General features: G+C 36.3%; 14 protein-coding genes. 3 read left to right on the forward strand and 11 right to left on the reverse strand.

Annotated features, from left to right (window positions below; all coding sequences use genetic code 11):
- Nucleotides 1-175: 175 nt before the first annotated feature.
- From B1A98_RS18470 to B1A98_RS18485, 4 genes are all read right to left on the reverse strand, one after another.
- The gene (locus B1A98_RS18470; RefSeq protein WP_063384067.1) at nucleotides 176-2,470 is read right to left on the reverse strand and encodes a porin family protein; all 2,295 of its coding nucleotides are present in this window, start codon (nucleotides 2,468-2,470) and stop codon (nucleotides 176-178) included.
- Between the two features lie 4 nt (nucleotides 2,471-2,474).
- The gene (locus B1A98_RS18475; RefSeq protein ID WP_063384066.1) at nucleotides 2,475-3,977 is read right to left on the reverse strand and encodes an S-layer homology domain-containing protein; all 1,503 of its coding nucleotides are present in this window, start codon (nucleotides 3,975-3,977) and stop codon (nucleotides 2,475-2,477) included.
- Nucleotides 3,978-4,077: 100 nt separating this feature from the next.
- Nucleotides 4,078-4,521: an ArpU family phage packaging/lysis transcriptional regulator gene (locus B1A98_RS18480; protein WP_063384065.1), complete on the reverse strand. Its 444-nt coding sequence runs from the start codon at nucleotides 4,519-4,521 to the stop codon at nucleotides 4,078-4,080.
- A gap of 69 nt (nucleotides 4,522-4,590) precedes the next feature.
- The gene (locus B1A98_RS18485; RefSeq protein WP_082821651.1) at nucleotides 4,591-4,812 is read right to left on the reverse strand and encodes a helix-turn-helix domain-containing protein; all 222 of its coding nucleotides are present in this window, start codon (nucleotides 4,810-4,812) and stop codon (nucleotides 4,591-4,593) included.
- A 169-nt stretch (nucleotides 4,813-4,981) separates the two neighbouring features.
- Between B1A98_RS18485 and B1A98_RS18490 the strand changes: the two genes are divergently transcribed.
- Nucleotides 4,982-5,380 (forward strand): helix-turn-helix domain-containing protein, encoded by a 399-nt coding sequence (locus tag B1A98_RS18490; protein WP_063384063.1) that lies wholly within the window; start codon nucleotides 4,982-4,984, stop codon nucleotides 5,378-5,380.
- A gap of 10 nt (nucleotides 5,381-5,390) precedes the next feature.
- On the opposite strand, the gene B1A98_RS20620 is transcribed toward B1A98_RS18490, so the two are convergent.
- Both B1A98_RS20620 and B1A98_RS18495 read right to left on the reverse strand, forming a co-directional pair.
- Entirely contained in the window at nucleotides 5,391-5,531 is a 141-nt protein-coding gene (locus B1A98_RS20620; RefSeq protein WP_156141512.1) for a hypothetical protein, read from the reverse strand.
- 313 nt (nucleotides 5,532-5,844) lie between these two features.
- Nucleotides 5,845-6,255 carry a hypothetical protein gene (locus B1A98_RS18495; RefSeq protein WP_125474333.1) on the reverse strand — a complete coding sequence of 137 codons (411 nt, stop codon included), beginning with the start codon at nucleotides 6,253-6,255 and terminating at the stop codon, nucleotides 5,845-5,847.
- 221 nt (nucleotides 6,256-6,476) lie between these two features.
- Between B1A98_RS18495 and B1A98_RS18500 the strand changes: the two genes are divergently transcribed.
- Complete coding sequence (locus B1A98_RS18500) at nucleotides 6,477-7,328, forward strand: pentapeptide repeat-containing protein (protein WP_041098505.1); 852 nt, start codon at nucleotides 6,477-6,479, stop codon at nucleotides 7,326-7,328.
- A gap of 469 nt (nucleotides 7,329-7,797) precedes the next feature.
- Here the strand turns inward: B1A98_RS18500 and istB are convergent, their stop codons facing one another.
- Together istB and B1A98_RS18510 are read right to left on the reverse strand one after the other, a co-directional pair.
- Entirely contained in the window at nucleotides 7,798-8,523 is a 726-nt protein-coding gene (gene istB / locus B1A98_RS18505) for an IS21-like element helper ATPase IstB (protein WP_063384062.1), read from the reverse strand.
- The gene (locus tag B1A98_RS18510) at nucleotides 8,516-9,142 is read right to left on the reverse strand and encodes a hypothetical protein (protein WP_125474332.1); all 627 of its coding nucleotides are present in this window, start codon (nucleotides 9,140-9,142) and stop codon (nucleotides 8,516-8,518) included. Before B1A98_RS18510 ends, istB begins: the two co-directional genes overlap by 8 nt.
- Nucleotides 9,143-9,557: 415 nt before the next feature.
- Between B1A98_RS18510 and B1A98_RS20625 the strand changes: the two genes are divergently transcribed.
- Nucleotides 9,558-9,773 (forward strand): hypothetical protein, encoded by a 216-nt coding sequence (locus B1A98_RS20625; protein ID WP_041098501.1) that lies wholly within the window; start codon nucleotides 9,558-9,560, stop codon nucleotides 9,771-9,773.
- A gap of 124 nt (nucleotides 9,774-9,897) precedes the next feature.
- On the opposite strand, the gene B1A98_RS18520 is transcribed toward B1A98_RS20625, so the two are convergent.
- The 3 genes from B1A98_RS18520 to B1A98_RS18530 form a co-directional block, all read right to left on the reverse strand.
- The gene (locus B1A98_RS18520; protein WP_041114224.1) at nucleotides 9,898-10,161 is read right to left on the reverse strand and encodes a CPCC family cysteine-rich protein; all 264 of its coding nucleotides are present in this window, start codon (nucleotides 10,159-10,161) and stop codon (nucleotides 9,898-9,900) included.
- 422 nt (nucleotides 10,162-10,583) lie between these two features.
- Nucleotides 10,584-11,132 (reverse strand): hypothetical protein, encoded by a 549-nt coding sequence (locus B1A98_RS18525; protein WP_061786751.1) that lies wholly within the window; start codon nucleotides 11,130-11,132, stop codon nucleotides 10,584-10,586.
- A gap of 90 nt (nucleotides 11,133-11,222) precedes the next feature.
- Nucleotides 11,223-11,624, reverse strand: a complete 402-nt coding sequence (locus B1A98_RS18530) for a DUF3888 domain-containing protein (protein WP_041098497.1) — start codon at nucleotides 11,622-11,624, stop codon at nucleotides 11,223-11,225.
- Nucleotides 11,625-11,782 lie beyond the last annotated feature (158 nt).

The raw sequence follows: 11,782 nt of genomic DNA on the forward strand, positions 1-11,782 counted from the left end.
GAAAAGTATACTGTAAATATTGATTTCATATAGAAAAAATCCAATTGTTTTGAAAAAAATTAATCAAAATAATTGGATTTCTTTTTTGCTATTTGTTGTTGTCTATATATTTCTTTTTTCATAATTTCTCACAAAAAAGCAAGAGACTTGTCATTTTAGTCTCTTGCTTTTTACTTTACAGATCGCCAACGATGCTCTCGATTTTTGGAATGAAATCTCGATCAGTTACCCTGAACTTATGCAGCTTTTCCTTCGGCCGATCAAGAATTAAATCAAGCATTTGTTTTTTGTTGTCATGCTCAATGATAATTGTATGAATGTCTGTTGGCTTTAAATGATCCAGTTTTACTTTTGACTCTGGCTGTTCAATAATCCAAGCCTCATCCGCACCTGAACCAAAAAGATAATGATTAAACTTGAATGATTGATCATATTCAAAGATTAAATCACTCAATCCCATGTTTTCTAAGACAATGTGATTTTTATAGGTTTCTTTTGGTTTTAACGGTGACGTTGGGCTGACTGGAATGGCATATCGCTGAAGTCGCTGTATTTCGCTCTCTGACTTCGTATATAGGACTTCATCAACAAATGCCTCACCTGTGTCCTCTTTGAATGAAGATTGGATCTTTTGCTCTCCTTCTTTCATCAAAGAGCTGTGAGAAGGAATAGACGTACCCTTCACAAAATGCTGTTTCACCTTTTGAGTATAAGGTGTCCCCACCATATATCCAGTGTACTTACTTGTAAAGAATAGATCAGTAACATATTCATACTCAAATGCCCGTTTACTTCCAGTTGTACCTTTGTCCTTCATTACACTTTGCTGTAAAGGAAATGCATACTGATACGAAGAATAACTGCTTCGGTTTTTATAATCTTTTTTCAAGCTGCCATCTACATCTGCTGGAAAAAAGAAACCATGGCTTTTTTCTTTTTTCAGTGTCTCAAATCCAGATTTTAAATGTTCTCCCGAAGGTAATTCTACTTGATATTTAAGCATTCCCGGTGTAATAGGCAAGGTAGTTTGTGTTTTTAAGTCATAGTTGGCTTTTGAAACATTCCCTGTTTTTTGCCACTGCTCAAAATAGTCTTTTGAACTTTTCCCCGGATTCCATGTATCTTCTCTACCGACAAGGAATTTTTGACCTAATATGTTATCTAAGGAACTATTTTTAATCGTGTCTCCTTGTTTATGATTGATGGGAATAGAGCCGGATAAACGGAACGTCTGCCCTTTCGACCAATCTGGATTACTGTTAAATGTCCAATTTAAGCAGATCGAATTCCCATCTTTGTCCGTTCCAGATTGGCTGCATTGCCATCCAATCGGATAATTTGTGTATTCGTACTGGAAAGAGTAATTTAAGTTAGATCCTTTTACAGCTCGACCAGGGGCTGCTGACTGAATTGCTCCTGACTGTTGAATAGTACGCCCTGCAAATTGTACAGAGTGAGAAGGATTACGAGTAGCATAGTGGTTACCATTAATGGAGAAGCTGCTTTTTACATACACTTGACTTTCTTCATTCACATTGGCTCTTCTCAATTCCCAGTAGGCTTTTCCTTTAGCTGATCCGGCTCCCCCTTGCTCACCTGAATCAGGGGGCTTAGGGACACCCTCTGGTTCGTCAGGATCGGGATTAGGATCAACGGGTGTACTTCCTCCCCCATCGTTCTCGCAGCCTTCTACTTTGACTGTTTTGGTCGTTGATTTTTCCCTTTCCACTTCATCAGTGACATATAACTTAAGGGTTTTAGTTCCACAGTTATCAAACTTTACTTTTACCGATTTAGAAAAAGTGTTGTTATATACTTGCCCATCATCTAAGAGAGTGCCACCCTCATTAAATTTCCATTTGATCCAATCTTTATAAGGACTGAACTCTTCACCACTGATCGTATAAGTCACCGTTTCCCCTTTTTTTACAGTAGATGATCCTGCAATACTAGGCTTGGGAAACGGTGTGGTTTTTATCTTTAAAACCCCTATTTGATGCCCCCATTTGGTATATTCACCCGATCCCTGTATGGTCGGTTCATGGGCACCACTGTTTCGAGCAATGTCTCTAGAGTAATAGCGTTGATACACCGCACTATAATGAATACTTTCTATATTCCTTGGTTGAGTTTCCCTCTCAACGTAAGCAGGGTTCCCATTAAAAGCTTCTCCCCACTGCCTAAGCATATTCTTATGAACAAACGTTAAACCCATAGCATTGTTGGTTTTTGGGCGCATAAGCATCATGTTCCCTGCAAATCTTCCATCTACCTCCACTTTCCAGTCTTCGGTGTGGATAAAATTACTTTCAGCACTATGTTCAATGTTAAACAATTGAGAGAATGCAGGGGTTTTCCAGTTACCCAATGGAATATCAGGATCGTAAGCGCTTATGGCTGCTTCTGTCTGCGTTATTGGTTGAAAAAGGAAGAACAAGATAAAAAGGAGGAGGATAACTTTGTTTTTCATGCAATTACTCCCAGATACCTTGTTGTAACTCAAGGTCAAAATTAGCAATTTCAAGTTTATATCCTCTCTCGCTTCCTGTACCATAACCAATTCCACTTATTACTTTTCTCGCTGATAATCCAAGCGCTTCTGCAACTTCTCTAGCTGGTGCATAGTATGATCCATTTTTAAATACTGGTGCTGTTGAAAGAGATTGTTCTTGTCCATTGACCATCATGGCTTTCTTTCCTGCTGTCAAAACTACTTTATTGTTTTCATATGTTAATTCAGATCCATCCTTGGCTACTTTAACACCTGTCGCATTCGCAAAGAGTTCCTCTATATTTACAAAGTAATCTTTTCCTAGATTTTTTGGTTTTTCCCTCAAGTCACCAAATTTTAAATCCTCTGTTCTGTAAGTCACAAAATCTGAACTTAGACTGTAAATATCGATAAGAAATTGATTCTTCTCACTAGGTTGACTAGGAATCACCATATCTAAATCAATAAGCACTCTATTAGCTTGCATTTTATCCTTTGGATACAAGGCGGTGTTTTTTAATGCTTTCCCATTATAAGCGATCAACTCAAGTTGAGGATATAAACTTACTAAACCTGCCACATTAGAAAATCCTTCAACTTCTCTCTTTACTAACTCTTTTGGGTGAGGAAGCTTTGCTCCCGGAAGTTGGTATCTGTCCCATACTCTCTTCACAACGTCCACAGTTACAATTTTACCTGTAAACTCATCACGAATTTGGAATACATGTGTTCCTACTTCCTGTTTCATTTTTTCATATGACCATTTGTAATAATCATCATCTGTCACAGGTGGTTTAGAAGGAGGCTCAATCTGACTTTCTATGGTTTCTGCCATACGATGTACAAATACAGCTGAAACTGCTCGATCTGCATATTCAGTTGGTGCGAATGTATTATTTCCTTTTCCTTGAATGATTCCATACTTTGTCATTTTTTTAACGGATTCCATTGCATAAGCTGGAATAGAGTTGTTATCCTTAAAATTCAATTCTGTCGTTTCATTGTATTTCCCTTTTAGCTGCATAGCACGATCAATCATAACAGCAATATCAGCTCTTGATACTTTTTCATGGGCTTTTACATATCCTTTGGTATCACCCTTAATAATTCCTGCCTTAGCTGCTTTACTCACATCTTTGTACAATGCTGCAGACTTCGGTAAGTCTTTAAATTTACTATCTGCATCTGGCAGATTTAAGTACCGGACTAAGAATGCCGCAAATTGCCCTCGTGTGACGGTTCCATTAGGCTGAAACGTGCCATCTTTATAACCGCTAATGATTCCTCTCTTGGTTAATTCGTCAATAGCTTCAAATGCAAAAGAATCATTCGCCACGTCTTTGAATTTTTTGTGAGTGGCAGCTGCAGCCTCTACTTTTGCAACGTTTTTGGAATCAAGAATGTTTATCACGTTCTCTGTGATTGGCGAAAGCGCAAGGCCTGCTCCTAGAAAACTAGTGATAATAAATTTTGATGTTTTATTCATTAAAGTACCCTCCCAAAAGACTGATAATAGTTCCGGTCAAACACCTAATTAACTAATAATATAGCATATTTTGTAATATTTTCTAGGTATATTGAATTATTCAGATTCCTTCCATATTTGTTTCACTTTCTAAGGCAAGTCCCAACCAGTATAAAGCCTCTTTTCGTCGGATATAATAAACCGTCCTACTTAAATGCAAATCAGAATAAACCTTATGATCAGACATATATTTTCCATCATTTCGTCTTCTTAAATACTTTTTTTCAATAATCTGTTGATGTTGTTCAGGTAAAGTGCCTAGTTTTGTATGAAAATAAATAAGCCACTCTTTTGCTGTTAATTTATTAATCACCAAACTTTCAGTACTGCTATGAAAAGCATTGTTTGGCGAAGAAGGAATATCAGAAATTGTACTGGTGACTTTCGGGTTGTATACTCCTGACTTCAATTTCATTGAATAATACGGCTCTATCCATTTTGTTAAAACATTTTCAATAACTGCCTCTATGTCATCTGATAGGAATTCTGCTGCTGTATGAGCCATTAATCAAACCTCCTTCAAATCAATTTTTATGACCATTGGTAATATTATATTTTAAAGTTATAAATGAGACTATGCAGTTTCATTCATGTAACGTTCATAAAACAAATATTCTACTGTTACGCCAAAATAATTAGCAACTTTAACTTTGTTTTCTTTTCCGAATTCTTTTTTTCCTGTCTCAACACAGGAAATCATACTTTGATTCATGTTTAAAGCATCTGCTAAGTTCTTTTGGGTTAATCCCTTTTCCTTCCGAAGTTTAATCAGTCGTTCATTTTTTCTATACTGCATCAAAATATATAAATCCCCCTCCTTTATTATCATTGGTCATATATAACTTAATAATAAATGACCAATAGTAATTTTGTCAATTTTTTTTGAATATGGTCATTAAAATTCGGAGAAAATATGACTAATGGAGATAAAACGTATAAAATTGAATGGAAGGAGGATCGCATTTATGGATAACTTAAATACCTTTGGAAAGCGACTAAAATATATTAGAAAAACAAAGGGTTTGACTCAACGAGAACTCGCAAACGCTATTGGATTAGATCAGTCGGCTATCTCCCATTTTGAACGAGATAGGAAGAAACCAGATATGGACACATTGAAAACAATAGCAGACACGCTTAACATTTCTATTGACTTTTTGCTAACCCGAACTAATGATCCAGTAACCTATTCAAGAAATCAAACTGACTTGATAAAAAAGATTAACAACAATCCATATATAACTGCTGAAGAATTAACGAAAAATTATCGTTTTATTATAGATGGCAGAGAAGCCACACAAGCAGAGATTGAGGAAGCCATCAAATATATACTCATTCAGAGAATGATGAAAAAAAGAGAATAGTATTTAAGTATTAAGTACGGATCAATTGTATCTCCAATTTTAGTTTTTGGATCAAGTCTCTTAGGTCAATATCTGTTCTTGGTTGTCCTTTTACCTGTTGACTTTGTTTAAATGATGTTTGCTTAACACGATATTCTTTTGCTAGTTCCATTGGAAAAACGTCCTTTCTTAAATTTTCAAAAGAATAGAAGTCTTACCATGTCCATTATCATACAACTTTTGATTTATCCTTTCTACATTATATGTAAAATTAGACAAATTTCGACAAAATCAGACGTTTTTAACATTATTTTTTTCCCGCAAACAAATATTTCGTATATAATTTATTGTTGTTTGCGGGAAAAAGTAACTAATTCGTTATCATAATACTTGATGTTGTTTGCGTCTGTTTTTTAAACGCTCTTCCAGCTCTCTTCTCCTTTTCTCTAACTCTTGCTCTTCCATAGGTTTCTTTTGAATCGTTTTTAAGTCCTCCTTTTTTCTTTGCGTTCGTCTTCTTTTAACTCATAAAACCAATCAGGCAGCGTTTCTTCCCGAATTATCTTTTTACTTTTAGGCTGTTTAGCAGAATTAGAAACAATTGAGTCTTTTTTACCTTTTACTTTTGCTTCTAGCAATCTCTCAAGTTTTCCGACAGCCCAAATATAAGGTTCATCACAAATTGCTTTTTGACAATCATTTAATGATCTTTCCACAGCAGTTAATATATCATCGTATGTATACCCGTTAATTGTTTTTTCTTTTAAACGAGCAAAAAACTTTTCAGCGTTTTCTTTTTTATGATTTTTACTTACAAGAAATTTTACAAGCTCTTCTTCTTTAAAATCAGTCTCTTTAAAGTCAGTCTTATTAGTGTCCATTTTTTGGACTTCCAAGTTCTTTATCCTCGTCAGGATCTGAAATTTTCTCCTCTTCTGGAAGACTTTCGAGTTTATCAATTTCATAAATGCCCTGCTTAGTAACTTGTAGTTTTAATAGATAAAGTATATTAGCTTTATTTAAGCCACGTCTTTTTTGTTCAACAAATAGGCCAGATTCTTTAGGTGTTGTATAATAAATTCAAAAGTTTTTTAACTAAAGGATAGAAGGTAGAAAAATGGTTAATAAAACAGCCAAAAATATTAGAGAAAGTTTAACAGCCGATTGTACGAAGTGCTTTGGACTTTGTTGCACAGCACTTAATATTGTAGCATCAAGTGATTTTTCGATTAACAAACCGGCAGGTACTCCTTGTATCAATCTGCAGTCTGATTATAGCTGCCAAATTCATAGTCAGTTGAGGGAGAAAGGATTCAAAGGCTGTACAGTATTTGATTGTTTGGGTGCTGGACAAGTCGTTTCTCAAGTTACTTTTAACGGTCAGAGTTGGCGAGAAAGTCCTGACATTGGGAAGAAAATGTTTCAAGTGTTTCCCATCATGGAGCAAATACATGAAATGATAGCGTACGTGGCAGAAGCTCTGTCTTACGATATACCCGATGATTTAGCTGATAAATTGAGAAAACAGTTAAAGGAATTGCAGGATTTAACGAAGTTGGACGCAGATAATTTATTGTCACTTGATTTGGTGATGTATCGATTTTCTTTAAATGAACTGCTTACTTCAGCGAGTGATTTCGTTAGGAGAAATACAATCGATAAAATGCCTAGTCTTCGAAAAATTAAAGAGTTTAACCATGTCAGAGCTGATTGGATGGGTAAAAAGTTAAAGGGAAAAGATTTAAGAGCAACTGATTTTAGGGGAGCCTATTTGATTGCCGCAGATATGAGAAATACGGATTTAAGGGCAGTCAATTTTATTGGTGCGGATTTGCGAGATGTTAATTTCAGTGGCGCTGATCTGTCCACCAGTATGTTTTTGACCCAAATGCAAATTAATTCGGCTAAAGGTGATGTAAAGACAACATTACCCTCTCATATACATCGACCTTCTCATTGGATTAACTAATTTTGTATATATTTGCGTATTGAAAAGTGTTACGTGACAATAAAGATATTTAATTTTGAAGCTTCAAATACGCATTATACCGTCCATATTTATGGACGGTATAAAAATAAAGATGTTTAATTTTTGTTGTGATTGCTAATTTACACTTCATAGATGTAAGAATAAAGTCGTTTGAAAGTCTATGTTTTCTACAACAATCGCGCCCGATTGTTGAATAATGAAATATGAGAAAGAGCTTTATAAAGGGGTCTCGCCGACAAAACACGAAAACTATACGTTAAGGGATTTAATAATATTTACAACTACAAATTCTTTACTCTAAACAAATTTTCACCGAAAACGAGCGTTTTTGGTGATTTTCAATAAGGGAGTTTTCCTTCAGTTCTTTGGCTATTGTATTTGGCAATAAAAAAGTACAGAGAATTGCAGAGAAAAATACGGAGGGTTGCCACCCAGATATTTCTATTTTTTAGGTACGCTTGGATAAGGCATTAGTTAGTCTGTAGCTGCTTCCCGTGTATGAAATAATATGAGCGTGATGGATCAACCGGTCGACTAATGCGGCGGTCAGCCGTGAGTCGGTAAAGATCCTATTCCATTGGCTAAACTCAAGATTTGATGTTAAAATCAAGCTCTTTTGTTCATAACACTCTGTAATCAGCTGAAACAGGAGCTCCGCCCCTTCTTTTCCAAAAGGCAGATACCCCATTTCATCTAAGATAATAACATCTGCTTTATCCAGCTTTTTGCGAAATGATGCCCATTTGCCGCAGGCCAAAGTGTTTTCCAGCTCTTCCACAAGATGAGCCACGCGGTAAAAACGGACGTCATATCCTTTTTCACAAGCTCTTCGGCCGAGTGCTGAAGCAAGATGGGTTTTCCCGGTGCCAGGTGCTCCCACCAGGATAAGGTTTTCTTTTCGTTCAATAAACCGAAGGCTTTCTAATTCTTGACGATCCAGCCGGGAAGGGAGACAGATAGCTTTGTGCCATTTATACTGCTCCAATGTTTTATATTCCAGAAACCGGGCTTTTTTAATATTCCTCTCTGCTTTCGCTTTTTCTCTTCCGTCTTTTTCAATCTTTAGAAGCTGTAAGAGAGAATCCGTTGGATTTTCAAATGGTATTTCTTCGTATATATCTGCTATGTAGGCTAAGCGAAGATGTTTGCACAGCTGATCCACTTGTTCATTCATGGGCTTTTCCCTCCTTTACTGAAGGCTGAAGCGCATCATACTCTATCCAATTAATCTCATAAGGATGACGGGCATCTTCCTGGCCTTCCTGAAGAATCAGATGATAAAAATCATCATGAATCTTTTGGATGTCGTACTGCACCAATAAATTAAGTAGTTCATTTACTCGGCGCCTTCGCAGCTCAATAGACGGAACAGAAAGGTACTCACTGATACGACCCGGAAAATAAGGGAAGTACCGCGAATCATGAATAGAACGCGTTTTTTCCAGCCATCCTTTTAGAATATCATTCCACGGCAGAAGACGGCGCTTCTTCCTATAGGGACGGTAGTCCTCAAGCAGAGTTTCCCCTTCATGGCTGATCACTTTGAAACGATTCCATTCTTTTAAACAGCGCAGATGCACATGGTTCTTGGCTTTAGGGACGTGGATTAAGTAATCATCTAGTAAAAATTCATTGTATTTGTTAAATTTGACGGCTGCTTCTTTAAACACAGAGTAAGGCTGATCTGGGAATACAAGAAGGTATGATTTCTCTTCATACACCATGCCTCGTTTAGGGCAGCCAGACGGAACTGGAATCTGTTCTTCATCGCATATTTCTTGGCTGTACGCCAATTAATGTGCAGTGTTTCGGCTATCTTTGAGATCGAAAGCCCTTTTTGATTTCTTAATAATTTGATACACTTAATATCAGACATTGCTAGCATTCCTCTCTTACCTCCACTGTTGGATTCGACACCTATACAGCAGAGGGACTTGAGATGGTTGGCAAGTCTTTTTTTATGGCACTAAAAAAGTGCTGACCTCTGCACAAAATCATTGCTCGAGTCTGCACTTTTATTCTGCCGGATATAACAGAATTTGACCTAATGTAAAACAGCATTGAGAAGTCTCAATGCTCTTTTGATTTAAATAACACTCGATACAGGAAGTTAACTGTTTCTAGAAAATAAATTTCTTCTCTTTTGTGCTTTCCATAAGGGGGTAAAGTAACGGGGCAGATGAATTTATTTAAAAGAGGTGAATAAAATTGATATATTTTTTATTTGGGATAGGTTGGATTTCTATAACAGGTCCTATTCTTCTGGCTGTTGGTTTCGTACTTTTAAAACCCATTATTACCCTTGATGATACTGGTATAAGCATGCTAGTTATTACTTTAATACTTGCTATATTGGATATTTACATTGGGATTAAATTATTTGATAACATCATTGAACCTTGGTTAAAAAAATGGAAGAGATGATTAGTTTTCGTTAGTTAAAAATATCCTAAAGAATTAAATAAATGCTCTATACACCTCTATTTCACATAACACCACAAGTATAGGCATTAAAAATTAATTAGCTAATTTTTGATGCTGGTTGAGCCTATAGGGGCTGCCAATTATTATCCTTTATATCAGAGTTATTGGGGTGTCTTACAAATTTCAAACTACCTTTATCACAAGCTCCAAATTTTATAAAATTATGTTGTGCCTGTCTTAGTGATACTTCGTTAGCTCCACCTTCATAATCAGGATCCTGAAACTGTACTCCATCATCTTCCCAGAAGCATATTTCACAAATTTCATATGTATCTGGCGGTTCTTCGTCTAGGGTCTTGTAACCACAACAAGGACAAGTATATTTCATTCACTCCATTCAGAGGTATCTCTTTTTTATAATAACCTACACCGTTAACTTAAAAGGATTCAAAATGTTCACACGAATACTCCATTACACCTTTAGTCCACATAACCCCACAAGCAGGAAGTTCCGGAGTCTCCCCACCCCTTGCCGATCAAGTTTTTTTGTGTCTTCTTTCCAGATTCTCTATGCAGTCTTTTATACGCCATTAATTCCACAAGGTTTTCAGCTTCTTACCCAGCTGGACCTTTGCATAACCAGCTGCCATCCCTTCCGGAAGAATGGATCCTGCAAGAGACCAGAGATTTATCTGCACATCTTAGCTTATCAGGTAAGCCAAGAGACAGGTATTATCTCCACCATATGACCACTTAAATATCTCTACCAACGGATAATATAGTAACCACCCGCCTGCCATTTTTTACTTACTAATCGATTGAGTCGGCAATTTCCACTAATACTTTTGGTGTCACCTTGTTTGCTAGTTCTTTATTGATTCCCAGTATATACTGCCAATTGTCTTTTTCGAATACAAGGAAACGGAAATGTCTTTCAGCAATATAAATCGCTTTTTGTCCGTCTTTTAACGTGTAGACTGTTTGATGACTTCTATTTGTAGATACCACTTTATTTTCGAGAGGGCGAATATTAATTTTATAATGATTTATCGGTGATTTTTCATTAATAAACTCTATTTCTAAAGAGGCATTGATACTATGTTCCTTGTCTTCCCAAAATCGTCCGAACATATGAGTGAAAGGAATAGAAGGCATTTTAAGCGGCAGCTTTACATCGTTCTTAAAGTGGTTTTCAAATTCAATCACTGCCTCGTGAACAGTTGTAAATCCAATTTGAGTATATACTTCCTCAAGAGGCGGCGGTGTATCGTTTAAATGTGCATAGGCTATTCCATTATTTGTGTCAAAACTTAAGATACTGAATAGAAACAGCACTAAAAAAGGAATACTTTTTTTCAATTTTATCACCCTAAATTATATTTAGGGATAGGTTGCCCCAATCAGTTAAAACCATCCTTATTCTAAAGCCATGCTTGCCAAAAGCTCCAGCTAGTTGAAATGTACTTTAGGATAGGTTTTCAAGTGTTTATAACCAATCAGCTCTCCGTCTGAATTTACCACGACTTTATCTTCCCCATAAGTGATATGCGCACGGTAGTAAGGGTTAACCTTGAACGTGATTTCATATGTGCCGCCAATTCCATCGAGCTGTCTGATCTTCAAGATTTCTGTCTGAAATGAAGCCCATGAAAGGCCTTCCGGCGCCTCTTGATCATCCTTATATATTTCATTGATGGCTTTGTCTATTGGCTCTCTTAGGCTATTGATCAGTGCATATTTCAGTGTTTCACATAACTCAGTATCCGTTTCGTTTATTGTTTTAGAAGCGGCAGATGTGCCAGTGATTACTAATACCGTTGCTACTATCAATGTAACAGCCAATTTTTTCATAAATATCACCTCTTTTTAGCTTTCTAAAAACTAAAAAGATTTATTCACCTATCTTGTTTGGACGAATGTATTTCGCAACTGAAAAGTGAGCCATTTATTAATTAAAAATTGAGCCACTAAGATTGGCTGTTTTCTAGCCATTCTTTTGTTTCTAAAAT

It is taken from the genome of Pseudobacillus badius (assembly GCF_002189605.1).
Taxonomy (GTDB): Bacteria; Bacillota; Bacilli; order Bacillales; family Domibacillaceae; genus Pseudobacillus; species Pseudobacillus badius.